At 70.1% G+C, this 24,206-nt stretch carries 19 protein-coding genes and 1 riboswitch; of the genes, 10 read left to right on the top strand and 9 right to left on the bottom strand.

The annotated features are described in order from the left end of the window. Window positions 1–78 precede the first annotated feature (78 nt). Together ABZ928_RS43315 and fahA are read right to left on the bottom strand one after the other, a co-directional pair. Window positions 79–1,020, bottom strand: a complete 942-nt coding sequence (locus ABZ928_RS43315) for a M56 family metallopeptidase (protein WP_361532035.1) — start codon at window positions 1,018–1,020, stop codon at window positions 79–81. A 244-nt stretch (window positions 1,021–1,264) separates the two neighbouring features. After that, window positions 1,265–2,485, bottom strand: coding sequence for a fumarylacetoacetase (gene fahA, locus ABZ928_RS43310; RefSeq protein WP_361532032.1), 1,221 nt, complete (start codon window positions 2,483–2,485; stop codon window positions 1,265–1,267). A gap of 214 nt (window positions 2,486–2,699) precedes the next feature. On the opposite strand from fahA, the gene ABZ928_RS43305 reads away from it, so the two are divergent. Together ABZ928_RS43305 and ABZ928_RS43300 are read left to right on the top strand one after the other, a co-directional pair. Beyond that, the gene (locus ABZ928_RS43305; RefSeq protein ID WP_361532029.1) at window positions 2,700–3,953 is read left to right on the top strand and encodes an ATP-grasp domain-containing protein; all 1,254 of its coding nucleotides are present in this window, start codon (window positions 2,700–2,702) and stop codon (window positions 3,951–3,953) included. A gap of 28 nt (window positions 3,954–3,981) precedes the next feature. After that, a complete protein-coding gene (locus tag ABZ928_RS43300; protein ID WP_361532026.1) occupies window positions 3,982–5,178 on the top strand; it encodes an FAD-dependent oxidoreductase in 1,197 nt (398 codons plus the stop codon). A 149-nt stretch (window positions 5,179–5,327) separates the two neighbouring features. Here the strand turns inward: ABZ928_RS43300 and ABZ928_RS43295 are convergent, their stop codons facing one another. The 4 genes from ABZ928_RS43295 to ABZ928_RS43280 form a co-directional block, all read right to left on the bottom strand. Next, complete coding sequence (locus ABZ928_RS43295; RefSeq protein WP_361532023.1) at window positions 5,328–5,933, bottom strand: hypothetical protein; 606 nt, start codon at window positions 5,931–5,933, stop codon at window positions 5,328–5,330. Window positions 5,934–5,948: 15 nt separating this feature from the next. Continuing rightward, window positions 5,949–7,076: a glycosyl hydrolase 53 family protein gene (locus tag ABZ928_RS43290; protein WP_361532020.1), complete on the bottom strand. Its 1,128-nt coding sequence runs from the start codon at window positions 7,074–7,076 to the stop codon at window positions 5,949–5,951. Between the two features lie 129 nt (window positions 7,077–7,205). Next, entirely contained in the window at window positions 7,206–8,351 is a 1,146-nt protein-coding gene (locus ABZ928_RS43285) for an arabinogalactan endo-1,4-beta-galactosidase (RefSeq protein WP_361532017.1), read from the bottom strand. 43 nt (window positions 8,352–8,394) lie between these two features. Continuing rightward, window positions 8,395–10,383, bottom strand: a complete 1,989-nt coding sequence (locus ABZ928_RS43280) for a beta-galactosidase (protein WP_361532014.1) — start codon at window positions 10,381–10,383, stop codon at window positions 8,395–8,397. 244 nt (window positions 10,384–10,627) lie between these two features. Between ABZ928_RS43280 and ABZ928_RS43275 the strand changes: the two genes are divergently transcribed. The 5 genes from ABZ928_RS43275 (at window position 10,628) to ABZ928_RS43255 (ending at window position 15,888) form a co-directional block, all read left to right on the top strand. After that, on the top strand, window positions 10,628–11,980 hold the full coding sequence (locus tag ABZ928_RS43275) for an extracellular solute-binding protein (RefSeq protein WP_361532011.1): 1,353 nt from the start codon (window positions 10,628–10,630) through the stop codon (window positions 11,978–11,980). A 55-nt stretch (window positions 11,981–12,035) separates the two neighbouring features. Further along, window positions 12,036–13,034 (top strand): sugar ABC transporter permease, encoded by a 999-nt coding sequence (locus ABZ928_RS43270; protein ID WP_361532008.1) that lies wholly within the window; start codon window positions 12,036–12,038, stop codon window positions 13,032–13,034. Continuing rightward, window positions 13,031–13,933, top strand: coding sequence for a carbohydrate ABC transporter permease (locus ABZ928_RS43265; protein WP_361532005.1), 903 nt, complete (start codon window positions 13,031–13,033; stop codon window positions 13,931–13,933). Before ABZ928_RS43270 ends, ABZ928_RS43265 begins: the two co-directional genes overlap by 4 nt. Beyond that, window positions 13,930–14,958, top strand: a complete 1,029-nt coding sequence (locus tag ABZ928_RS43260; RefSeq protein ID WP_361532002.1) for a LacI family DNA-binding transcriptional regulator — start codon at window positions 13,930–13,932, stop codon at window positions 14,956–14,958. Before ABZ928_RS43265 ends, ABZ928_RS43260 begins: the two co-directional genes overlap by 4 nt. Window positions 14,959–15,051: 93 nt before the next feature. After that, on the top strand, window positions 15,052–15,888 hold the full coding sequence (locus tag ABZ928_RS43255) for an HAD family hydrolase (protein ID WP_361531999.1): 837 nt from the start codon (window positions 15,052–15,054) through the stop codon (window positions 15,886–15,888). On the opposite strand, the gene ABZ928_RS43250 is transcribed toward ABZ928_RS43255, so the two are convergent. From ABZ928_RS43250 to ABZ928_RS43240, 3 genes are all read right to left on the bottom strand, one after another. Next, window positions 15,885–16,331, bottom strand: coding sequence for a transglycosylase SLT domain-containing protein (locus ABZ928_RS43250; RefSeq protein ID WP_361531996.1), 447 nt, complete (start codon window positions 16,329–16,331; stop codon window positions 15,885–15,887). The two genes, ABZ928_RS43255 and ABZ928_RS43250, sit on opposite strands and share 4 nt — an antisense overlap. Before the next feature lie 5 nt (window positions 16,332–16,336). After that, window positions 16,337–16,523: riboswitch (cyclic di-AMP (ydaO/yuaA leader) on the bottom strand. Between the two features lie 207 nt (window positions 16,524–16,730). Further along, window positions 16,731–18,725, bottom strand: coding sequence for a CocE/NonD family hydrolase (locus ABZ928_RS43245; protein ID WP_361531993.1), 1,995 nt, complete (start codon window positions 18,723–18,725; stop codon window positions 16,731–16,733). A gap of 28 nt (window positions 18,726–18,753) precedes the next feature. Next, the gene (locus ABZ928_RS43240) at window positions 18,754–20,256 is read right to left on the bottom strand and encodes a peptide MFS transporter (RefSeq protein ID WP_361531990.1); all 1,503 of its coding nucleotides are present in this window, start codon (window positions 20,254–20,256) and stop codon (window positions 18,754–18,756) included. Window positions 20,257–20,501: 245 nt separating this feature from the next. Between ABZ928_RS43240 and ABZ928_RS43235 the strand changes: the two genes are divergently transcribed. The 3 genes from ABZ928_RS43235 (at window position 20,502) to ABZ928_RS43225 (ending at window position 24,181) form a co-directional block, all read left to right on the top strand. Then, window positions 20,502–21,512 (top strand): polyprenyl synthetase family protein, encoded by a 1,011-nt coding sequence (locus tag ABZ928_RS43235; protein ID WP_361531987.1) that lies wholly within the window; start codon window positions 20,502–20,504, stop codon window positions 21,510–21,512. A gap of 187 nt (window positions 21,513–21,699) precedes the next feature. Beyond that, window positions 21,700–22,707, top strand: a complete 1,008-nt coding sequence (locus ABZ928_RS43230; protein ID WP_361531984.1) for a CHRD domain-containing protein — start codon at window positions 21,700–21,702, stop codon at window positions 22,705–22,707. A gap of 232 nt (window positions 22,708–22,939) precedes the next feature. Beyond that, the gene (locus ABZ928_RS43225) at window positions 22,940–24,181 is read left to right on the top strand and encodes a sigma-E factor regulatory protein RseB domain-containing protein (protein ID WP_361531981.1); all 1,242 of its coding nucleotides are present in this window, start codon (window positions 22,940–22,942) and stop codon (window positions 24,179–24,181) included. The last annotated feature ends 25 nt before the right edge of the window (window positions 24,182–24,206 follow it).

The raw sequence follows: 24,206 nt of genomic DNA, 5'->3' as shown, positions 1-24,206 counted from the left end.
AGTGTTGCGCCACCTGCCAGAGCGTCAGGAGCACTGCTGACCTGGGGGAACAGTAATTCCGGGGCAAGATCTGCCAGGTTACGCCAGCGCTGTCAGCCCCGGTCCGAAAGCGATCAGGAGCGGCAGCAACGGCACCAGTGCCGCCGCTGTCGCGGTGAGGGCGCGCTGTCTGCGCAGGAGGCGCGGGCGGGGCTCCAGGAGACGGTCCACGCGCTCGCCGAGCAGGCGGTGGCTGGAGGCGCAGGACAGGACGCCCCGGTGCTGGTTCAGCTCGATGAGGGCCAGGGCGGTGGTGAGGTGGCCGCAGCGGCGGGAGGCGGTGTCGTCGGCGGCGAGTTCGACCAGGCGGTGGGTCTGGTCGCAGAAGTGCGCGAAGAGCGGGATACGGGGGAATCCGGTGGCGAGGGCGGTCGAGAGGTGCAGCAGCCAGTCGTGGTGGGCGCGGGCGTGGTCGCGCTCATGGGTGAGGACGGCGTCCAGCTGGTGGTCGGTGAGACGGTGCAGCGCGCCGGTCGTGACGACCAGCTGGGGCGGGCTGCCCGGCATCCACCAGGCGTCGGGGTACTCGTCCTCCAGCACCAGCAGCGGGCCGCGCGCGGCCTCCTCCAGTCCGCCGGGCAACTCCGGTGCGCGCTCCCGCAGCTGCGCCCGGGCCTCACCGCGGCGGCGGCGCGCCTCCACCAGCTCGCGGGCCAGCATCGCCGTCGTCCAGGCGGCCCCGCAGGCCAGCAGCAGGGTCAGGAGGGCCGCCCAGGCCGGCGCCGCGGACAGGTCGTACGCCGCGGTCACCGCGGGCGGCGCCGGGGCGAAGACATGGTCGCGGACCGTGTGGAAGACGGCGGCGGCGCCGAGCACCAGGGCCGTCAGACAGCACATCAGGACCGTGGCGACCAGGCACTGCCACACCCACAGCGCCACCACGGGTTCCCGTTCGGGCCAGCTCGCCCGGGTCAGCGCACGCGGCGCCGGCACGGCGGCCGTGAGCGCGACGGCGCTCAGCAGGAGCAGGCAGAAGGTCATCCCACGGGCTCCGGATCCTGGTCGGAAGGGAAGAACGGGCGGCTGCGGGGCGGCGAGGCGTGGTGCGCGCATCCCACCGCGTCCCATGCGGCGCGTACGCGTCACCTCGTCACCCGCCGCCAGTATGACGGCCCGGCCGACGGGAGTCAGGGGACAGAACGGACGAGGTGCCCTTCGCCGCCCTCAAGAACCCCTCAGCCCGTGCCCGCCCGCTCTCGCCCTGCCGCCCTAGCCGCCCGCTCACTCACTCCCCGCCCACCACCCGCCCCACCACATCCCCCAGCCCGACCCGCACTCCGCCCGGCCCAGGTGCCCAGGCCGACAGGGTCACCACGTCCCCGTCCTCCAGGAACGTCCGCTTGCCGTCGGGGAGTTCGAGGGCGTCGCGGCCGTTCCAGGCCAGCTCCAGGAGGGAGCCGCGCTGGTGCTCGGAGGGGCCGCTCACCGTTCCCGAGCCGTAGAGGTCGCCGGTGCGGAGGGAGGCGCCGTTGACGGTCATGTGGGCGAGTTGCTGGGCGGCGGTCCAGTACATGGTGGAGAAGGGGGGCTCGGAGACGACGTGGCCGTTGATGGCGACGGAGATGCGGAGGTCGTAGCCGCCGGGTCCGTCGGCGGGGTCGGAGTCGTCCAGGTAGGGGAGGAGGGTGTGGGTGCGCTCAGGGGGTGTCACCCGGGCGTCCTCCAGGGCGTCCAGCGGGGTGATCCACGCCGACACCGAGGTGGCGAAGGACTTGCCGAGGAAGGGGCCGAGGGGGACGTACTCCCAGGCCTGGATGTCGCGGGCGGACCAGTCGTTGAGGAGGCACAGGCCGAAGACGTGCTCGCGGAAGTCGGCGAGGGGTACCGGGGAGCCCATCGTGGAGGGCGTGCCGACGACGAAGCCGACCTCCGCCTCGATGTCCAGGCGGACGGAGGGGCCGAAGACCGGCGCGGGGTCCGCGGGGGCCTTCCGCTGGCCGGACGGGCGTACGACATCCGTGCCCGACACCACCACCGTGCCCGAGCGGCCGTGGTACCCGATCGGCAGGTGCTTCCAGTTGGGGGTCAGGGAGTCGGCGGCGTCGGGGCGGAAGATCTGGCCGACGTTCCGGGCGTGGTTCTCGGAGGCGTAGAAGTCGACGTAGTCGGCGACCTCGAAGGGGAGGTGGAGGGTCACCGAGGAGAGGGGGTGGAGGAACTCCTCGACGGCCGACCGGTGCGACGGGACCGTCACCCATGCCGTCACCGCCCGCCGTACGTCCGACCACGCGGTGCGGCCAGCGGCGAGCAGCGGGTTCAGGGAGGGGCGGGCCAGCAGGGAGGCGTACGGGGATCCCAGCGCGTGGGCGGCCGCGCCCGCGTCGAGGACGTGGTCGCCGAGCCGGACTCCGACGCTCCGGTCGGCGGACTCTCCGAGCGAGAAGACGCCGTACGGAAGGTTGTGCGGGCCGAAAGGGTCGCCCTCGGGGACATCGAAGGGGGGCATGGGGTGCTGCCTCTCTCTCCATCGCTTCGTGTGCCAGCGCTTCGTATGCAGTGGTCGCGCCACACGTTACGGCCGAGTTGCCTGTCTCGGGAGGGCCTAAAGAGTTCGTAATGTCCACGTAAGGAGCGGTTGGAGGCACCAATTCCGGCTTAGCTTCCTTTGGGGACAGCGGGCGGGGTGGGGCTGTTCGTTGACGGGACACGTGGGGGGACCCGTGGCCAGGAGTGCAGACGTATGTGTTCCGTTCGAGCCGGACCGTGATGTTCCGGGCCTGATCGTGAAGTTCGGCGACTATCCGCTGCACCACGGCGGGGTCGGCGCGATCCGCAGCCTGGGCCGTCTCGGTGTCCCGATGTATGCGATTACGGAGGACCGTTACACGCCCGCGGCCGCCTCCCGTTACCTGACGAAGGCATTCGTCTGGCCGACGACGGGGGCGGAGGAGCCCGGCCGGCTCGTCGAGGGACTGCTCGGGATCGGGCGCCGCATCGGCCGGCCGACCGTGCTGATCCCCACCGACGAGGAGGCCGCGGTCCTCATCGCCGAGCACCGCGACGCACTCTCCGCCCGCTTCCTCGTCCCGTGCGTCGAGCGCGGTCTGCCGCGCCGCCTCGCCAGCAAGCAGGGCCTGCACGAACTCTGCGTGGAGCACGGGATACCCAGTCCCACGGCCGCCTTTCCGGAGTCGTACGACGACATCGTCGCGTTCGCCGACAAGGCGCTGTTCCCGGTCGTGGCCAAGAACCGCGAGGCGTTCGTACGGCGCTCCCGGCCCGCCGTGAACGGCACGACCCGGATCGCCACCCGCGAGGGTCTGCTCGCCCTCGCCCGTGACTGGGGCGAGCGGCCCGGGGTGATCCTTCAGGAGTATCTGCCGAGGGAGGAGGCGGAGGACTGGATCGTGCACGCCTACTTCGACGCGGACTCCACGCCGCTCGCCCTGTTCACCGGGGTCAAGGTGCGCTCCTGGCCGCCGCACGCGGGGATGACGGCGAACGCGTACGTCGTCGACAATCCGGAACTCGCGGACCTCGCCGCACGTTTCATCAAACAGATCGGCTTCACCGGCATCATCGACCTCGACCTGCGCTTCGACCGGCGCGACGGTCTCTACAAACTCCTCGACTTCAACCCCCGCATGGGCGCCCAGTTCCGGCTGTTCGAGAACGAGTCGGGGGTGGACGTCGTCCGCGCCATGCACCTGGATCTGACCGGCCGCCGTGTTCCGGAGGGGGAACAGCGGGCCGGCCACCGGTACATCGTGGAGAACATCGACCTGCCCGCCCTCCTCGCCTATCGCCGCAGTGGCTATACGACGCCGCACGCGCCGGTCCGGCCGAGCGGGACCGAGCTGGCCTGGTTCGCGGGTGACGACCCGCTGCCGTTCCTCACGATGCTCGCGCGCTTCGTCAGACCGGGCGCGAAGCACCTGTACCAGCTGTGGCGGACCAACCACACCACGAAGTGACGAAGTGACGTTCCTGGGGAGGGACTTCGTGATCCGACCGGTAGCAGTCATCGGTGCCGGGCCCTTCGGCCTGTCCACCGCCGCACATCTCAGGGCCCGCGGCATCCCCGTCCGCGTCTTCGGTGACCCCATGGTCAGCTGGCGCGACCACATGCCCGTCGGCATGCTCCTCAAATCCACCCCCGCCGCCTCCAACCTCGACGCGCCCCAGCGCGGCCACAACCTCGTCGACTACTGCGACGCGGCAGGCATACCGCGGCTGGTGACCGACGAGGACATCGTGCCCGTGGAGACCTTCATCGCGTACGGCGAGTGGTTCCAGGAGAAGCTGGTGCCCGAACTGGAGCGGGTGCGGGTGGTCTCGGTGGACCGCCGGGCCGACGCCGGCTTCGAACTCAAGCTGGACTCGGGGGAGTCCTTCGCCGCCCGTGCCGTCGTCGTGGCCACCGGCCTCGCCGGGCTCGCCCATCTGCCGGGCGAGCTGAACACAGGAGACGGACCCACCCCCACGGGCCCGGTCTCCCACAGCTCCCAGCAGCACGACCTGAGCCGCTACTCGGGCAAGGAGCTGATCGTCGTCGGCGCCGGCCAGTCCGCGCTGGAGACGGCGGCCCTCGCGGCGGAGGCCGGCGCCCAGGTCAGGGTCGTCTCGCGCGGCCTGGGCCGGGTCGCCTTCGGCGCGCCCCCGTGGCAGCAGCCGCGGTTCCGCCCGGAGTCGCCCTTCGGCCGCGCCTGGTCCCTGTGGGCGCTCAGCTACTACCCCCACCCCTACCGCCATCTCCCGGCGCAGGCCCGCCACTACCTGGTCCGCCGGGTCCTCGGCCCGCTCGGCGCGTGGTGGCTGCGCGACCGCTTCGAGGGCAAGGTGAAGGTCAGCGAGGTCCGCCGCGTACTCCGCACGGACACCGCCGACGGCCATCCCGCCCTGACCGTCCTCACCCACACCGGCGGCACGCAACGCCTCATCGCCGACCACGTCATCGCCGCGACCGGCTACCGCGTCGACCTCGCCGCGATGGACTTCCTCGGCCATGAACTCCGTACCCGACTGGCGGTGAGCCGGGGCGCCCCCAAGCTCGGCGCCGGATACGTCTCGTCGGTGCCGGGGCTGTACTTCACGGGGCTTCCGGCGGCGTCGTCGTACGGGCCGGTGATGCGGTTCGTGTGCGGCACGGAGTTCGCGTCACCGAGGCTGGCGAGGCACCTGGCGGCAGCCCACGCCTGAGCACTCCGCGTCACCCGGCCTGCCTAAGCGCTCCGCTGGATGTGCGGCGACGTGTCGGCGTTCGTCTGCGGCGCCGTCGTGGCTGGTCGCGCAGTTCCCCGCGCCCCTTAGCGGCGCTGCCGTACCGCAGCCGACTTCACCGGGTCCGCTTAGAGCTCCTCAGCCGCCAGCTGCCACGCCATGAACTCCTCGATCAGCTCCGGCGGGTTGGCGTACTCCGTGGCGTGGAGTTCCCAGCCGGGGTTGGACATGTCGAACACGACGACGGGGAGCGGGCGGCCGAGGACGCGCTCGATCACCCCGTCGGCGTGCAGATGGCGGGCGAGGTCGATGACGGCGTCGTAGAAGTGGCGGCGCAGGAGGTCGGTCCGGGTGCGGATGTCCTCGTCGTCCAGCACCCGGCCGAGGTCGAACTCGCCGTCGTACCAGGCGCCGAGCCGCCTGACCTCGGCCTCGTGCACCCGCGCGCCCACCGGGTCCCCGGGGATGTTGCCGAGCGTCTCGAAGCCTTCGAGGAGCCAGTAGGCGTAGTTCCAGCGGGCCTCGCCCTCGTCACCCGGGTACTTCTCCTTCTCGTACTGGCTCTCGGTGTTGTAGCCGATGGCCACATACGGGTGGCGATCGTCGTCGTCGACGCGCCAGATGCGGAAGGACAGGGCGTATATCTCGGGCTTGAGCTCCTCGGGAAAGCGTTCGAGGACGCCGACCGCGGCCTTCCGCAGGTGGGCCAGGAAAGTCTCCGGTTGATCCGTCACCCGGTGAGCATGCCATCAGCGGCGGTACGACCCCACCGTGTAAAGCCCGCTCAGCGCCCGGCTGTTGTAGTCGAACAGCGCCTGGTTCTCCCACGCGTTGCCGGAGCTCGGGTTCGTCGGGTCCCAGCCGTTTCCGGTGACCGCCGTCCAGAGGCCCTCCCAATAGACGTATCCGAGGCCCCTGTTGTTGGGTGCGGCGGCCACCGTGTCGGCGATGGCCCGGATCCAGGCGTCCTGCCCCGCGGCCGTGGCGGGGTAGCCGGAGGTCAGCTGGCTGCTGGAGCTGACGATGTTGCTGGTGGAGTCCTTGTTGGCGAGGGTCCACGGGTAGGCCGTCTCGACCACGATCGCGGGGGTGGCGTACCGGTTGGTGATGAAGGAGAGGTTCGCGGAGAGGTCAGACAGTGTGCCGTGCCAGTACGGGTAGAAGGACAGGCCGATCACATTCCAACTCACGCCCCGCGAGCGCATGTTGTCGAAGAACCACTGATACAGGCTCTGCGTACCGCCGTTGGCCAGATGCAGGATCGTCCGCACGCCGGAGGTCGTCGCGCGGGCCGCGTTGGTCCCGGACTTGAGGAAGGTCGCGAGGTTGTCGAGGTGCTCCCAGTTGCCGTCCGGCCAGAGCATGCCGCCGTTGAGCTCGTTGCCGATCTGGACGAGGTCGGCCGGGGTGCCCTGGGCGACCAGGGCGCCGAGGACGTCGGCGGTGTGGTTGTAGACGGCGGTGGAGAGCTGGGAGACGGAGTACGACGACCAGGCCGCCGGCTTGGTCTGGGTGCCGGGGTCGGCCCAGGTGTCCGAGTAGTGGAAGTCGATGATCAGCTTGATGCCCACCGCACTCAGCCGACGGGCCAGCGGCAGGATGCGGGCCTTGTTGTTGTAGCCGTCCGCCGGGTTCACCCACACCTTGAGGCGGGCGTGCGAGATGCCGACCGTGCCGAGCAGGGCGACCGGGTCGACTCTGGTGCCGGCGGAGTTGTAGTAGACCCCGCCGTAGGCCTCGGACTTGGGCAGCGAGGAGATGTCGATACCGCGGACGGAAAGGGTGGTCGCGGCGGCGGCCGGGGTGGCGGTGGCGCCCAGCACCACGGGGGTGGCCGCGGAAGCGGCGGCGGCTTTCAGGATCGTACGACGGCGCATGGGGATTCCTTCCGGTTGCGAACGTGTGCGGACGTGCGGTTTCGGATGGAGAGTCGTGCGACGTACGAGGGTTGTCCCGTCGGCGGCGCCACGCACCGGAGGCCCGCCGACGGTCAGGAACAGCGGGCGCTACGACCGATAGCGACCCAGCGTCCGCAGCCCCGGCAGGGCCCTGTCCTCGAAGTCGAACAGCGCGAGGTTCTCCCACGCGTTCCCCGACCCCGGGTCCTCCGGGTTCCACCCACTGCCGGCGCGGTACGTCCACACGCCCTCCCAGTAGCAGTAGCCGAGGCCCTGCCCGCCCGGGACGGCGGCGGCGAGGTCGGCGACCGCGCGGATCCACGCGCCCTGGCCCTCGGGGGTGGCGGGGAAGCCGGGGGTGAGCTGCGAGGGACTGTTGAGGATGTCGTTGATGTCGTCCTCGCTGTTCAGCGTGAACGGGTACGCCGTCTCGGCGATGACGACCGGCTTGCCGTAACGGGCCGTGATGTCGGCCAAGTTGGCCGCGGCCGCCTCCAACCCGCCGTGCCAGAACGGGTAGTACGACTGGGCGATGATGTCGAAGTCGAGGCCGTAGGCGACCGCGTTGTCGAACCACCAGCGGGACGTGCCGTTGTCGCCGCCGGACGCGATGTGCAGCATCGTGCGGACGCGGGGCGTGGTGTCGCGGGCCGCGCTCAGACCGGACTTCAGCAGGGCGGCGAGTCCGTCCCAACCCCCGCTGCCGTCACCCCAGTTCTTGCCCTCGGGCCACAGCATGCCGCCGTTGATCTCGTTGCCGACCTGCACGAGATCGGCGGGCGTGCCCTGGCGCCGCAGCGCGCCCAGCACATCGGCGGTGTGGTCGTACACGGCCCGGCTCAGCCCCGTGATGTCGAGGTCCGCCCACGCGGCCGGCTTGGTCTGGTGCGCCGGGTCGGCCCACGTGTCGGAGTAGTGGAAGTCGATCCAGATGCCGATCCCGGCCCGTCTCAGCCGCCGGGCCAGCGGCAGCACCCGCGCCTTGTCGTTGTAGCCGTCGACCGGGTTCACCCAGACCTTCAGCCGGGCGTGGGTGATCCCCGCGTGGGCGAGGATGCGGAGGGGGTCCTCGCGACGTCCGTCGGCGGTGCGGTACACGGCACCGTGGTCCTCGTTCTTCGGCAGCGAGGAGATGTCCATGGCCCGAATGTCCAGGCGGTGCCCGCCCGTTGAGGCCGCGGCGGGCACCGCCCCCAGCACCGGAACGGCCAGCGCGGCGGCTCCCGCAGCGGCGATAACACTGCGTCTACGCATGTCAGAGTCCCTTTCAGATGGTTCAGAAGATTTTGAAGAGGTGTCAGCGCGGCTCGCGGAACACCTCGACGGCCCCCGCCGCCACCGCGGCCTGACTGCCGTCCGGCAGTACGACCTTCACCTCGCCCCCGGTGTGATTGACGGCGAAGCGGAACGTCCCCGACTCGCCCTGCCGTAAGACGAGTTCGACGTCCCGGGGAAGCGCGACCGGGGTGACCCCCGTGTGCGCGAGGGCCAGATCCACGACCGCCGCGAGCCCGTCCCCGGTCAGCCGCGTCGCCAGATACCAGGCCGCCCCGCCCCCGAGCGCCCGCCGGGTGAGCGCCGGCCGTCCCGCCGTACGCCCGTCGGCGAACACGGCGACCGTCTCGCAGCCGTCGCCGGGGACGACGTACTCGGACCACAGATCGGCCTCGTACGCCTCCCCTCGCAGCGTCCGTACGGTGATCCGCTCGCCCGGCAGCAAGGGGTCGAACTCCTCGACGGTCAGGCCGAGTACGTCCCGCAGCGCACCCGGATGCGCCCCGGGGTGGACGGCGTCGTACTCGTCGACGATCCCGGAGAAGAACGAGACGAGGAGCGTGCCGCCGCGCGAGACGTACCGCTCGAAAGCCGAAGTGACCGACGCCGGGGCCGAGTACAACTGGGGGACGACGAGCAGCGGATACCGGGCCGGGTCGAGGTCGCCCACGCCCGACGGCGGGAAGAAGTCCACGGTCAAGTGCCGGTCGTACAAGGCCTCGTAGAACGCGTCCAGCCGCTCCCGCGCGTCCAGTTCCGTGCTCGGCCGCCACTCCAGGCGCTGCGCCCACCAGGAGTCCCACGACCAGACCATGGCCACGTCGGCGCGGGTGCGGGTGCCGCGCAGGTCGGCCAACTCGCCGACCCGTGCGCCGAGTTCGACTACCTCGCGCCACACCCGCGTCCCCGTCCCGCCGTGCGGCAGCATCGCGGAGTGGAACTTCTCCGCTCCGTGCCGGGACTGCCGCCACTGGAAGAACATCGCGCCCTCGGAGCCGCGCGCCATGTGGGAGAGGGAGTCGCGGGCCATCTGGCCCGGCTCCTTGGCCGGGTTGTGGGGCTGCCAGCTGACGGCCGAGGTGGAGTGTTCGAGGAGCAGCCAGGGCGCGCCGCCGGCCAGTGAGCGGGTGAGGTCGGCGGCCAGTGCCAGGTTCACCTGGGTGCGGCGGCCGTCGGTGATCAGATAGTGGTCGTTGGTGACCACGTCCACCTCCTTCGCCCAGGCCCAGTAGTCGGCCGAGTCGCACTGGCTCGGCGCGACCATGAAGTTGGTGGTGACCGGGACGCCGGGGGAGAGGCGGTGCAGGATGTCCCGTTCGGCGGTGAAGTTGGCGCGGGCCTGGGCGTCCGCGAAGCGCCGGAAGTCGAGCTGCTGGGCGGGGTTGGCGACCGTGGGGGTGGCGGCCGGTACGCCGATCTCGTCCCAGTCGCCGTACTGCTGGCCCCAGAAGGCGGTTCCCCAGGCCTGGTTGAGGGCGCCGAGGGTGCCGTAGCGGTCCATCAGCCAGTGCCGGAAGGCCCGTTCGCAGGTGGCGCAGAAGCAGCTCATCAGCGGGGCGCCGTACTCGTTGTGGACGTGCCACAACGTGACCGCCGGATGGCGGCCGTAGCGCTCTCCGAGCCGCGCGGTGATCTCCCCGGCGGCCGTTCGGTAGTGCGGGTTCGAGTGGCAGATCGCTGCCCGCGAACCGAACGCCAGCCGCACGCCCTCCCGGGTCACCGGCAGCGCCTCCGGATGCGCCCGGTAGAACCACGCGGGCGGTACGACGGTCGGCGTCGCCAGCGCCACGCCGATCCCGGCCGTGTCCAGCATGCCGATGATCCGGTCGAGCCACTCGAAGTCGTACGCCCCGGGCCGGGGTTCGAGCCGCGCCCACGCGAAGACGCCGAGCGAGACCAGCGTGACGCCGGCCTCCCGCATCAGCCGTACGTCCTCCTCCCACACCTCTTCCGGCCATTGCTCGGGGTTGTAGTCACCTCCGAAAGCGAGTGGCTGACCGTCGTACGGCATGGGTGGACTCCCCGGGGGATCGACAAGGATCGACAAGAAGACGCCCTGATTCTGTGATCGTGCACATTTCGAGGAGCGTCCGACATCCGCGAGCAACAAGTAGGTAACCCGACGTCCCCTCCATTGACAAGGGGTTGAAACGCTTCTCTACTGTGCACGATCACAGAGCCGATCGGCGTTCGCGCGCAGCCCCTCGGCCCTGAGAACCGCACCTCCGCAGCAGGCCCGTTCTCAGTCAGGGGAGATGACCATGTCGACGCACAGCCCCCGGATCAGCAGGCGCACCCTCCTCGCCGGGGCCACGGTCCTCGGCCTCAGCGGAACCCTCGCCGCCTGCGGCGGTTCCGACGACTCCGACGACTCCGGAAAGAACGACGGCGACAGCGGTACGCCCGTCAAGCTGACCTACTGGTCGTGGGCGCCCAACATGGAGAAGGTCGCCGCGATCTGGAACAAGAAGAACCCGAACATCACGGTCACCGTCTCCAAGCAGGCGTCCGGTGGCGAGATCGTCTCCAAACTGATCACCGCGAAGAAGGCGGGCAACGCGCCCGACCTCATCCAGGCCGAGTACCAGTCGCTGCCGACCCTCGTCTCCAACGACGTCCTCGCCGACATCGCGAAGTACGCCGGTGACGCCAAGTCCGAGTTCGCCGAGGGCCTTTGGGGCATGGTCACGCTCGGCACCGACGCGGTCTACGCGATCCCGCAGGACTCCGGGCCGCTGATGTTCTACTACCGCGAGGACCTCTTCAAGCAGCACGGGCTCAAGGTCCCGACGACCTGGACGGAGTTCGCGGAGACCGCCCGCGCCGCCAAGAAGGCGCTGCCGAAGTCCTACCTCACGACCTTCTCCGCCAACGACCCCGGTCTGTTCGCCGGGTTGGCGCAGCAGGCCGGCGCGAAGTGGTGGACCGTCGACAGCGGCGGCACCTGGACCGTGGCCATCGACGACGCCGCGACCAAGCAGGTCACCGAGTTCTGGGGCGGCCTGGTCCAGGAGGGCGTCATCGACAACCAGCCGATGTACACCCCGGCCTGGAACAACGCGCTCAACAAGGGCACCCACATCGGCTGGGTCTCCGCCGTGTGGGCGCCCGGCGTCCTGGTCTCCTCCGCGCCCGACACCAAGGGCAAGTGGCGGATGGCGCCGCTGCCGCAGTGGAAGGCGGGGGACAACGTCACCGGCAGCTGGGGCGGCTCCTCCACGGCCGTCTCCACCGACTCCCGGCACGCCGAGGCGGCGGCGAAGTTCGCGCGCTGGATCAACACCGACCCGGAGGCGCTGGCCGCGCTGGTCAAGGAGGCCGCGATCTACCCGGCCGCCACGAAGGGGCAGTCCGGGTCGATCCTGACGACCCCCGAGTTCTTCCCCAACCAGCCCGACTTCTACGACACGGCCGCCGAGATCGCCGCGACCACGGCCGCCTCCGCCTGGGGCCCCAACGTCACCATCGCCTACACCACCTTCAACGACGCCTTCGGCAAGGCCTCCAAGGCGAAGAAGGAGGCCCAGTTCCTGACCGCCCTGACCGACATGCAGTCGAAGACCTTCGACGACATGAAGAAGCAGGGCTTCAAGGTGGCCGGGGCATGACGGCCGCGCCGCTCACGAAGACGCCGCCCGCCCCGCTCCGGAAGGCGGCCCGGGCATGACCAGCGCCGCCCCCCTCAAGGGCTCCGACCGCACCCCGGTCGGGCCCCCGGCGGGCGGTGCGGGACCGGCCGACCCCGCCCGCCCCCGCCGTATACGGCGTCCCGGCCGCAGCGCGCCCTACTGGTTCCTGTTGCCGACCCTCCTCCTCTTCGCCGCCTTCACCGTCGTCCCCATCGGCTACGCGATCTGGCTGAGCCTGCACAAGGTCCAGGTCAAGGGCATGGGCCTGGGCAAGGGGGCCCGCGAGGAGGTCTGGAACGGCATCGCCAACTACACCGCCGTCCTCCAGAACTCCTCCTTCGGCCACAGCGTGCTGCGCGCCTTCGGCTACGGCCTCATCGTCATCCCGACCATGCTCGGCCTCGCCCTGGTCTTCGCACTGATGCTGGACACGCCGAGGGCCCGCAGTGCCCCCTTCGCCCGCCTGATGATCTTCCTGCCGTACGCGGTCCCCGGCATCATCGCGGCGTTGATGTGGGGCTTCCTGTACCTCCCCGACGTCAGCCCCTTCTACTACCTGCTCCGCGAGTTCGACCTCCCCCAGCCGGACCTCTTCGCCGACAGCAACCTCTACCTCTCCTTCGCCAACATCGCGGTCTGGGGCGGCACCGGCTTCAACATGATCGTCATCTACACCGCCCTCAGAGCGATCCCGCAGGAGATCTACGAGGCCGCCCGTATCGACGGCGCCTCGAACCTCAAGATCGCCCTGCGTCTCAAGATCCCGATCGTCATGCCCTCCCTGGTGCTCACCTTCTTCTTCTCGGTGATCGCCACCCTCCAGGTCTTCACCGAGCCCATGGCGCTGCGCCCGCTCACCAACGGACTGCCCACCGACTGGAGCCCGTTGATGGCCATCTACGACAGCGCCTTCCGCCAGTCCGACATCTACGGCGCCTCCGCGACCGCGGTCGTCCTGGCCCTGGCCACCTTCGTCGTCTCCTTCGCGCTGCTGCGCGTCGCCGACCGCCACACCGGGGAGGACCAGCGATGACGGCCCTGACCTCCACGACCACGACGTCCACGACGTCCACGACGTCCGCGACATCCGGGCCCGGGGCGCGACGCCGTACCGCCTGGGTTCCCACCCTCGTCCTGCTCCTCGGCGCCCTGTACTGCCTGGTCCCCATCGCCTGGGTGGTCATCGCGGCGACGAAGAACCGGGCCGAGCTGTTCTCGACCTTCACCTTCGCCCCCGGCACCGGCTTCCTCGACAACATCAGCGAGCTGACGACGTACCGGGACGGCATCTACTGGCGCTGGATGCTCAACTCCGCCTTCTACGCGGGCCTCGGCGCGTTCCTCTCCGCCGCGGTCTCGGCGGCCGGCGGCTACGCGCTGGGCCGGTTCGCGTTCCGCGGCCGGGAGGCGATCTTCAAGATGATCCTGGCCGGCGTCCTGGTCCCGGGCATCGTGCTCGCCGTACCGCAGTATCTGCTGCTGTCCGAGCTGGGCCTGGCCGACTCGTACTGGTCGATGCTGCTGCCGTCGATCCTGTCCCCGTACGGCGTCTACCTGGTCCGGATCTACGCGGCCGCGTCGGTGCCCGCGGAGCTGATGGAGGCGGCCCGTATGGACGGCGCGAGCGAGTGGCGGATCTTCTCGCGGGTCGCCGTACCGATGATGGTCCCGGGCCTGATCACGGTGTTCCTCTTCCAGTTCGTCGGCATCTGGAACAACTTCCTTCTGCCCTACGTCATGCTCGCCGACGACGAGAAGTTCCCGATCACCCTCGGCCTGTACACGCTCCTCGCCCAGGGCGCCTCGCAGCCCGCGCTCTACACCCTGGTCATCACCGGCTGTCTGCTGGCGATCCTCCCGCTGATCGCGCTGTTCCTGGTGATCCAGCGCTTCTGGTCGCTGGACCTGCTGAGCGGCTCGATCAAATCGTGACGGCCCGTGCGAACGGCCGCCGCAGACCACCCACCATCCATGACGTGGCGCGCGAGGCGGGCGTCTCGCGCGGCACCGTCTCCCGCTTCCTCAACGGCGGCCACTACGTCTCACCGGCCGCCGGACGGGCCGTGGCGGACGCCATCCGCAAGACCGGGTACGTCGTCAACCGCCATGCCCGCAGCCTGAGTACCGGACGCTCGGACTCGGTCGCCTTCTTGTTGACCGAGCCGCAGGAGAAACTGTTCGAGGACCCCAACTTCAATGTCCTGCTGCGGGGTTGCACCGAGAACCTCGCCCGGCACGACATCCCGCTGCTGCTCATGCTCGCCGCGAGCGACGGCGACCGGCGCCGACTGACCCGGTACCTCACCGCGGGCCACGTCGACGGCGTCCTGCTCGTCTCCAGCCACAGCGGGGACCCGGTCGCCGCCGAACTGCGGTCCGCCGGAATGCCGTTGGTGGCCTGCGGCAAGCCGATGGGGCTGGGCGCGAGGGTGAGTTACGTGGCGGCCGACGACCGCGACGGCGCCCGTGAGCTGGTCCGGCATCTCGTCGCCCGGGGCCGCCGCCGCATCGGCATGATCACCGGTCCGCTGGACCTCCCGGGCGGCACCGACCGCCTCGCCGGGTACCGCGAAGTGCTGACCGAGGCGGGCCTGCCGTACGACCCGGCGCTGGTGGCGGAGGGCGACTACCGCCGGGCGAGCGGAGAGCGGGCCGCCCGGCGACTCCTTGATCAGGCCCCCGACATGGACGCGGTGTTCGTGGCCTCCGACCTCATGGCCCAGGGCGTCGTCAACGCCCTTCACCTGCTGGGACGTTCGATCCCCGGCGACATCGCCGTCGGCGGCTTCGACGACTCCCCGGCCGCCGTCGCCGTCACCCCGGCCCTCACCACCGTCCGCCAGCCCTTCGAGCGCATCAGCACCGAGATGGTCCGCATGCTGCTCGCCCAGATCGCCGGTGAGGACACGGCCGGAGTGGTCCTTCCGACGGAACTGGTGGTGCGCGATTCCACTTGAGCGCGCAACCGGAGCACCGGTCAACGCATGTGAAGGCTGCGCCCGTCCGGTTCGCGTCGAGTCGCCGGGGGATTCCATCCGTATTCTCTGATCATGGCCGCACCCACCGCATATTCGCTCATCGCCACTGACCTGGACGGAACCCTCCTCCGGGGTGACGACACGCTCTCCGACCGGTCGCTCGCCGCGCTCGCGCGGGTGGCGGAGGCAGGCGCCCGGCATCTGGTGGTGACCGGCCGGCCGGCCCCGAGAGTGCGACCACTCCTCGACGACCTCGGCAGCACGGGGCTCGCGGTGTGCGGACAGGGCGCGCAGGTGTACGACGCCGGCGCGGACCGTCTGCTGTGGTCGGTCACCCTGGACCGGGAGCTGGCCGAGACCGCGCTCGGCAAGATCGAGGCCGAGGTCGGCCAGGTGTACGCCGCCGTCGACCAGGACGGCGTCGAGGGGCTCACGCTCATCGAACCGGGCTATCTGATGCCGCACCCGACCCTCCCGGCTGTACGGGTCGACCGGCGCGACGACCTGTGGTGCGAGCCGATCAGCAAGGTGCTGCTGCGCCATCCCACGCTGTCCGACGACGAGTTGGCGGCGACCGCGCGCGGAGTCGTCGGTTCCCTCGCGACGGTCACGATGTCGGGTCCCGGCACCGTCGAACTCCAGCCATGCGGCATCACCAAGGCGACGGGTCTCGCCCTGGCCGCCGAGTACCTCGGCCTCGGCCCGGACCGGACCATCGCCTTCGGGGACATGCCCAACGACATCCCCATGTTCGACTGGGCGGCCCACGGCGTCGCGATGGCGAACGCCCACCCCGAACTCAAGGCCGTGGCCGACGAGGTGACCTTGTCCAACGAGGACGACGGCATCGCCGTCGTCCTCGAAAGACTCTTCGGCAGCCCTGGGCAGAGCCTTTGTACGGGCCCTTAGTAGGCGCCCCACACGTTGTCGATGGACCCGTACCGCTGCGCCGCGTAGTTGCAGGCCGCGGTGATGTTGGCGACCGGGTCGTACGGGTCCCACGAGGTGTTGGCCACGTGGTACGCCTGGAAGGTCGGGTCGATCACCTGGAGCAGGCCCTTGGACGGGGTGCCCGCGGCCGCGTTGGAGTCCCAGCCGTTGATGGCGTACGGGTTGCCCGAGGACTCCCGGATGACATTGCGGTAGATGCCGTCGTACGTGCCCGGGATGCCGTTCTGCGCCATGACCTGGAGGGAGGCGCGGATCCAGCCGTCGAGGGTGTCGGAGTAGCCGAGCGAGGTCGCGGAGACCGTGCCGGTGGTGGCCGCGGAGGCGCTGGTCGCGCCGATGACGGGGAAGGCGAGCGCGGCGACGGCGGCACCGGTGACGGCGAGTTTGCGGGACAGGCGCATGGCGAAGTTCCTCTCCGGCGCCTGCGAGGTGAGCTGTCGGGTTCGGGCGGGAGATGCCCGGCCACACCGGAGAAGGCATGGCTTCACCCCGAGCCGTACCGGTGGGCCGTAATGGCACCGGTGCGGCGACTTACCTTGGGTCCCCCGCTCCTGCCGTACGTGTTCTCGTGAGTGAGTGAGCGGTATCAGGGCGGCGGCAGGATTCGGCGTCCGCCCTGGGCCGGGAACGTATGCGATCGCACATGTCCGGAACAAGTACCGGATTCACACATCACACCCGTTGATCATGGTGTGCGGCTTATGGGGCGCTGAATTCCGGGGGTGACGGGTGTGGCGAAGTGAGGCAAGTCACCGCGAAGCGCAAGAGGTGCAAAACGGTCAAGAATGCCCAACTGGCAACTAACCGGCCGTCCGTGGAATCCGCCGCTCCCACGTCCGGTGGAAGACCACCTCGCCGCCCTCCGCGCAGATCACCTCGTTGAAGGTGAGGAACTCAGCCGCCTCACAGGTGATCTCCGAGCGGGTCCGCACCGTGGTGTCCCACGCCAGCTCCGGCCGGTGCAGCCGGATCGACCACTCCGAGCGGGCCCGCGCCGACAGCGGGTCCGTCTCGTCGATCGTGTACGTCTCCAGCGCGTCCTCGGTGAACTCCAGACCGTCGGGGTACACGCGCGTGCCGCCGTATCGCGGATCGACCTCCAGCCGCCACTCACCCTTGGCGACATCGCGTACGACGAGGCGCTCGGGGCGCGGTTCGTCGAGAGTGACCGGGAAGGCCACGCCCAGCGGCTCGGACTGCTCGGGCTCGTCGAAGGTGACGGGCGCGCTCAAGTCGTGATTCCTGACCGGAAGTTCGAGGAAGCTGCCGGCCGGGTCCAGGGTGAAGCCCGCCTGCGACTCGGGCTGCGGCCACACCCACGGCCAGTACGCGGACGAGACGGCGAGCCGGATGCGATGCCCGGGCGGGAAGGCGTGCCCGATGCCGTTCAGCTCGAAGACGACCTCCTGTGTGGAGCCCGGCTCCCACGGCACGACCCGGTCCCGGCCGTGCCGCGCCGACAGGTTCAGCACACCCCGGGTGACCAGCGTCGACGACCCGTCCGGCGCGACATCGCACAACCGCGCGATCACCTGTCCGCGTGAAACCTCCGAGGTCACTTTGAGCCGCACCCGCGGCCGCCCCAGCACCCATGTCTCCTCACCCACCGCGAACTCGAAACAGGCCGAGCGCGCGTCCTCCTCCCGCTGGTCCGGCGGCAGATCGGCGTCGTTCCCGAACGGGAAGAAGCGCCCGGCGTCGACACCGGTGTGCTGGGGGGACCGTACGAGCACGGGGGCGCCCTGAAGGCCGTACGAGATGGTCGTGACGTGGGGGGAGGGCCAGGCCGGTTCAGCGACCCAGCGGCCGGGCAGGGTGTCGTAGACCGTGGCCGGGCGGTGCGAGTCGCTGATGTAGGAACGGAGCAGGGGCTCGCGCATGACGCCGGTGTCGATGCCCTTGAGGTGGTGGTCCCACCAGCGCAGGGTCTCCTGGAGGAAGCCGATCGCCGGGCCGGGCGGCAGGCCGCGGTCCGGGTACTGGTGGGACCAGGGGCCGATGAGGCCGCGTACGCGGTCCGGCGGGAGGTGCTCGACCAGACGGAGGACCGTGTCCCGGTACGGGTCGTGCCAGCCGCCCACCGCCAGGACCGCCGCGTCGATCGCGCCGTAGTCCTCGCAGACGCTGCCGTGCCGCCAGTAGTCGTCGCGGGTCTGGTGGGCCAGCCAGGTGTGGAGGAACGGGTCGACCTGCTCCAGGCGCTTGAGCCACAGGTCCCGCCACGCCACGCCCGCGTACTGAGGGTCCGGCGGGCGCGACACGAAGGCGAGCATGGTGGCGGCCCACGCGTGCATGTCGACCGCGAGGACGGAACCTCCCGTGTAGTGCACGTCGTCGTCATAGCGGTCGTCCGTCGAGCAGACCGTGACGACCGCCTTGAGCGGCTCGGGCGCGAGGGCCGCGATCTGGAGGGAGTTGAAACCGCCCCAGGAGATGCCGAACATGCCGACCTCGCCACTGCACCAGGGCTGCGCCGCCAGCCAGTTGACCACCTCGACGCCGTCGGCGAGCTCCACCGCCGCGTACTCGTCGCCCGGCATGCCCTCGCTGTTGCCGTGCCCGCGGATGTCGACGCGCACGGACGCGTACCCGTGGCCCGCGTACCAGGGGTGGCGCTGCCAGTCGCGGGGCGCGGTCCAGTCGGTCAGGCGGTACGGAAGGTATTCGAGGAGCGCGGGGACGGGCTCGTCGGTCAGGGGGCGCCACACGCGCGCGTAGAGCCGCGTCCCGTCGGGGAGCGGGATGCGGAGGTCCTCGTGGGTCGTCTCGTAGGGGAAGGAGGTGCGGATGCGCATGAGCGTGACCCCAGTGGCTGCGTTGGTTTCAGTGGACCGGGTGCATCGTGCGGCGCAGCCACGGTGCGGCGGCCATCACGGCGAGGCCCGCGGCCACCGCGATCGCGCCGTTGACGCCGAAGTACGCCGGGTGCGAGACGTTGTCGTAGAGCTTCACCGTCTGGGCCTGGATGCCGTTGGCGAGGGCGAGGGACAGGAACCAGAGGGACATGGTCTGGCTGGAGAAGGCCACCGGGGCGAGCTTGGTGGTGGCGGACATGCCGGAGGTCTCCAGGAGGATGTCGCCGAGGCCCAGCAGGAAGTAGGAACCGACGATCCACCAGGCCGACATGAGGTAGTCGTCGCCGCTGTGTCCGCTGGTCGGCAGGACCATCAGCAGGAACGACAGACCGCCGAGCACGACCCCGATCGCGATCTTGTTGGAGGCGTGCGGCTGGCCGTGGCCCATACGGACCCACAGCGCGGCCACGAAGGGCGCGAGACCGACCTCGAAGGCGCCGAGCGCGGAGGCGTACCAGCTGGCCGGGAAGTCGAAGCCGAGGATGGTCGTCTCGGCGTTCGTGGAGGCCAGCAGCATCATCGTGGAGTAGGCCTGGAAGAGGATGAAGTTGAAGACGGTCGAGGCCAGGAAGAGCACGATGTACGGCCTGAGGCGGCCGCGTTCCCCGGCGGTGACCCGCGGGCTGCGGAACATGACGACGAAGTACACGACCGGCGCGATCACCGAGATGAGGGTGAGCAGGTCGACGAAGCGGTCCATGGTCAGCCAGCCGACGGCGGCCAGGAGACCGGCGAGCACGGCGACGGCGACGGTGCCCGCGATGATCAGCTTGACCGCCCCGCGCATGGCGTCCGGGGCGAGCGCGAACTCGGCGGAGTGCTTGCGTCCGGCCAGGTGACGGCGGCCCATGACGTACTGGACCAGCCCGAAGGTCATGCCGATCGCGGCGGCCGAGAAGCCCCAGTGCCAGCCCTTGTGGTCGCCGAGCCAGCCGGTGATCAGCGGGCCCGCGAAGGCGCCGATGTTGATCGCCATGTAGTAGAGCGCGAAACCGGCGTCCCGGCGGTCGTCGTCGGTGGCGTAGAGCTTGCCGACCATGGTGGCCACGTTGGGCTTGAGGAGCCCGGTGCCGGCGCTGATGAGGCCGAGGCCCACCCAGGTCATGGTCGCGGTCGGGACGGCCATCGAGTAGTGGCCGCAGGCGATCAGGATGCCGCCCCACAGCACCGCGCGGTACGAGCCGAGCATGCGGTCGGCGAGCCAGCCGCCGGCGACCGAGACGAGGTAGACGAGGGTGCCGTAGGCGGCGGAGACGGACGCGGCCGTTCCGGCCGACATGCCCATGCCCTCGTTGGCGACCGAGTCGGCGAAGTACAGGACCAGGATGGCCTGCATGCCGAGGAACGAGAAACGCTCCCAGACCTCCAGACCGGAGAGGGTGAGCAGGCCTTTCGGCTGGCCGAAGAAGGCGGTGTCGTCCTCGGGAGGCGGCTGGTTTCCGGGCTCTACGTCAACGGTTGTTCGAGACACGCTCTACTACTTCCGTGTAAGTCGATAGATATCCGTTCTTTTCAGTTGATCAAAAACATACCGGTCGTGATCCGATACCGCCCCTGCTGATGGGGGCACCTCCCGATCGAGCGAAGTCGAGATTGGGGGAGGGTGGGCGGCAGCGGTGATCGAAAGGTGACCGGATACGCTGACTTGAGTGATGGCAGCGACCTATCGACAAACCGTGTAATCGCCAGTAGACACCAGCAGACAGGAGACCCCTCGTGACCGTCGTCGGGCCGTTCGGGCTGAGCGTGCGGGACCAGGCTCTGGAAGCCGATGTCCAGGCCGGATTGGCGGCCGTCGAGGAGGGTTTGCTCGAAGCCACCAAGAGCGAGGTCCCCTTCATCACGGAGGCCGCGCAGCACCTCGTCCGGGCGGGCGGGAAGCGCTTCCGTCCGCTGCTCGTGATGCTCACCGCCCAGTTCGGCGACCCGTACGCGCCAGGTGTGGTGCCCTCGGCGGTCGTCGTCGAGCTGACCCACCTCGCGACGCTGTACCACGACGACGTCATGGACGAGGCCGCCGTACGACGCGGTGTCGAGAGCGCCAACACCCGCTGGGGCAACTCGGTCGCGGTCCTCACTGGCGACTTCCTCTTCGCCCGCGCGTCCCACATCCTGGCCGACCTCGGGCCCGAGGCGGTCCGCGTCCAGGCCGAGGCGTTCGAACGGTTGGTGACCGGGCAGATCCTGGAGACCGCGGGGCCTGTGGACGGTCGGGATCCGGTCGAGCACTACTTGGACGTGCTCGGCGGCAAGACGGGTTCGCTGGTCGCGGTCTCCTGCCGGTTCGGCGCGATGATGTCGGGTGCCGACGAGACGGTCGTGGACGTGCTGACGCAGTACGGGGAGCGGCTGGGGGTCGCCTTCCAGCTCGCGGACGACGTGCTGGACATCGCCTCCGACTCCCATGAGTCCGGCAAGACGCCGGGCACGGACCTGCGCGAGGGCATCCCGACCATGCCGGTCCTGCGGCTGCGGGAACGCGCCGCTCGGCTGGGGCTGGCGGAGGATCTGGCTCTGTGCGAGCTGCTGGACTCCGACCTGAGCGATGACGTGCGGCACGCGGAAGCTTTGGCCGCTCTGCGAGTGCACCCGGCGCTGGAGCAGGCCCGGCGGGACACCGTGCGGTTCGCGGAGGAGGCGCGGGCCGCGCTGGCTCCGCTGCCGGAGTGCGACTCGAAGGCGGCGCTGGTGGAGCTGTGCGATGCGGTGGTGCACCGGGCCGGGTAGTGCCTCTTGGGTGCGCTGCCGTCTGCGGGTGCGTTGTGGCTGGTCGCGCAGTTCCCCGCGCCCCTGGGCCGATCGATGTGATGCACGTCACAATGTTGGACTGAGTCCAATCTGAGATCGCCTCCGTATTCATGCCCAGAAGCTGACGCAGGGGGCGTCAGCCGCAATACGGGGAGATAAAAGAATCATGGGCATCAAAGCGACGTACTCCGCACGCCGTAAGAGCCTGATCGTCACCGCCGTCGCGGTGGCCGCCGCCGGTGGTGTCGCCGCCGCGGTGATACCCGCCTTCGCCGCCGGAGGTGACCGCGCTGACCACGCGGGGCACACCGGCGGCGAGAGCATCGTCAGCCAGAGCGGTGTCCTCGGGGGGAACGGCGGCACGATCCTCGCCACCAGCCTCCGGGGCGCCAACGAGGTACCCGTCGAGGGCGGCCCGGCCGTCGGCGACAAGGACGGCGCCGCGCTGGAGTTCATCAAGGTCAAGGGCGACAAGGTGTCCGTCGCCGTGACCTGGCGCGGCACCGGCAAGCCCACCCTGCTCCACATCCACCAGGGCGCCAAGGGCACCAACGGCGGCGTCAAGGTCGACTTCGGCAAGCTCCTTGAGAAGGCGAAGGGCCACAGCGTCACCGGCACCGTGAAGGTGAAGGACGGCGCGCTGCTCGACGCCCTGAAGTCCGACCCCGGCTCGTTCTACGCCAACCTGCACACCGCCGAGTTCCCCGGCGGGGCCGTCCGCGGCCAGCTCCACAAGGTGACCGTCGCCGGCTTCGACTTCCGTGACGCGCTGCGCAACTTCCAGGCGTCCGTCATCAAGGGCAAGCAGATCTACGAGTGCAAGCCGGCCGAGGGCGGCGGTTACGCCTTCGCCCAGCGGGACGTCAGCGCCGTGCTCGGCGGCGGCATCGCGCACTCCTTCGTGCAGCCCAACTCCGGTACGCCGCAGTGGATCGCGCGGGATCGCAGTGCGGTCACCGGGTCCCTCATCTCCAAGACCCCCAACGGCGACGGGAACATCCCGGAGCTGGACCTGAAGGCCACGCAGTCCGGCAAGCACCATGGCCTGCTCGCCGACACCAGCGAGATCCTGCGCCTGAACACCGTCGGCGGCGTCGCCCCGACCGGCTCCTGCACGCCGGGCACGATCGTCGGGGTGCCCTACCAGGCGGACTACGTGTTCCTGCGCGGCTGACCCCGTGAAACGTCGGCGCCCCCTACGGGTCGTAGGGGGCGCCGACGTGTCGTGTCATACCCCAGTTGTACGCGGAGTTGGCTCCGTGGGCTGACGCCCCGGGTCGGCGGATTTGGTCAGATGGACACCACGGAAAACACCACTCCTCACCGATTCGGGTGAGAATGGCGGCTACGGGGTGGACGAGTACGAGCAGTTGGAAGCCGCCGCCTATCACGGAGGTAGGGCACACATGGCACCGTACGGATCCGACGACAGCACGACGACGGAGGCCGACGACCTGCGCGCCGGTCGGCGCAAGGCCGCGCGGTACGTCGTCCCGGTCGCGGTCGTGGGGGTGGCCGCGGCGACCATCGGGCTCGTCCCGGCGCTCGCGGACTCCGGCGACCCGGACCTGCCGAAGATCAGCGCGCAGGAACTCATCGAGAAGATCGCGCAGTCGGACGTGCAGCAGCTGTCCGGCACCGTGAAGATCAGCACGGATCTGGGGCTGCCGGACTTCGGCGGCCTGGGGAGCAGCCTGACGGGCGGCGGTGGCGGCTCGCGGTCGGGTTCGGGTGACGGCTCGTCGGCCGACCCCTCCTCGAAGCTCACCGAACTCGCCACCGGCACCCACACCCTGCGGGTCGCGGCCGACGGCGACGACAAGCAGAAGCTCTCGCTCCTGGAGGACGCCGCCGAGTACAGCGTCATCCACAACGGCAAGGACCTGTGGGGCTACGACAGCGCCTCCAACGAGGTCTTCCACTCCACCGTCGGCGACAGCGCGAAGGGCGAGGAGACCCCGGACGCCACGCCCAAGGACCTCACGGACGAGGCCCTGAAGGCGGTCGACGACACCACCTCGGTGACCGTCGAGGGCACCGCGCATGTCGCGGGCCGCGACACCTACCGGCTCGTCATCAAGCCCAAGGACTCCGGGTCCACCGTCGGCCAGATCACCGTGGCCGTGGACTCGAAGACCGGCCTGCCGCTGAAGTTCACACTGACCCCGTCGAGCGGCGGCGCCGCGGTGATCGACGCGGGCTTCACCCAGCTCAGCTACGCCAAGCCGGCCGCCTCCACCTTCGACTTCACGCCCCCGAAGGGCGCCAAGGTCACCGAGGAGGACGCGTCCGAGGCACAGGACGGCGACTTCGAGCACGCGCTGCCCGGGGGCGGCAAGACGGACGAGGACTTCGCCAAGGGTCTCGAAGGCGCCGACGGCTTCGAGGGGCTCAACGTCATCGGCGAGGGCTGGGACTCCATCGCCACCTTCGACACCGGCGGCCAGGGCATCCCCTCCGGCTCCGAGGTCGGCGGCGACTTCGGCGGCTTCCTCGACTCCCTCGGCGACAAGGTGAGCGGCAAGTTCGGCGAGGGCACCGTCTTCAAGACGCGGCTGATCAACGCGCTCATCACGGACGACGGCAAGGTGTACGTGGGTGCGGTGACCAAGGACGCGCTGGTGAAGGCGGCCAACGAAGGCAAGTAGGCCCCGTACGGGCACGACCAGGAGA

The sequence above is a fragment of the Streptomyces sp. NPDC046909 genome, from assembly GCF_040644695.1.
Lineage (GTDB): Bacteria > Actinomycetota > Actinomycetes > Streptomycetales > Streptomycetaceae > Streptomyces.
The sequence above is the reverse complement of the archived record's forward strand: the minus strand, read 5'-3'. Positions and strand labels throughout refer to the sequence as shown.

Coding starts and splice junctions, on each gene's coding strand:
- ABZ928_RS43250 (WP_361531996.1), bottom strand. CDS start 16,331: ATGCGCCTGTCCCGCAAACTCGCCGTCACCGGTGCCGCCGTCGCCGCG.
- ABZ928_RS43245 (WP_361531993.1), bottom strand. CDS start 18,725: ATGCGCATCCGCACCTCCTTCCCCTACGAGACGACCCACGAGGACCTC.
- ABZ928_RS43315 (WP_361532035.1), bottom strand. CDS start 1,020: ATGACCTTCTGCCTGCTCCTGCTGAGCGCCGTCGCGCTCACGGCCGCC.
- ABZ928_RS43265 (WP_361532005.1), top strand. CDS start 13,031: ATGACGGCCCTGACCTCCACGACCACGACGTCCACGACGTCCACGACG.
- ABZ928_RS43280 (WP_361532014.1), bottom strand. CDS start 10,383: ATGCCGTACGACGGTCAGCCACTCGCTTTCGGAGGTGACTACAACCCC.
- ABZ928_RS43225 (WP_361531981.1), top strand. CDS start 22,940: ATGGCACCGTACGGATCCGACGACAGCACGACGACGGAGGCCGACGAC.
- ABZ928_RS43290 (WP_361532020.1), bottom strand. CDS start 7,076: ATGCGCCGTCGTACGATCCTGAAAGCCGCCGCCGCTTCCGCGGCCACC.
- fahA (WP_361532032.1), bottom strand. CDS start 2,485: ATGCCCCCCTTCGATGTCCCCGAGGGCGACCCTTTCGGCCCGCACAAC.
- ABZ928_RS43230 (WP_361531984.1), top strand. CDS start 21,700: ATGGGCATCAAAGCGACGTACTCCGCACGCCGTAAGAGCCTGATCGTC.
- ABZ928_RS43275 (WP_361532011.1), top strand. CDS start 10,628: ATGACCATGTCGACGCACAGCCCCCGGATCAGCAGGCGCACCCTCCTC.
- ABZ928_RS43285 (WP_361532017.1), bottom strand. CDS start 8,351: ATGCGTAGACGCAGTGTTATCGCCGCTGCGGGAGCCGCCGCGCTGGCC.
- ABZ928_RS43270 (WP_361532008.1), top strand. CDS start 12,036: ATGACCAGCGCCGCCCCCCTCAAGGGCTCCGACCGCACCCCGGTCGGG.
- ABZ928_RS43255 (WP_361531999.1), top strand. CDS start 15,052: ATGGCCGCACCCACCGCATATTCGCTCATCGCCACTGACCTGGACGGA.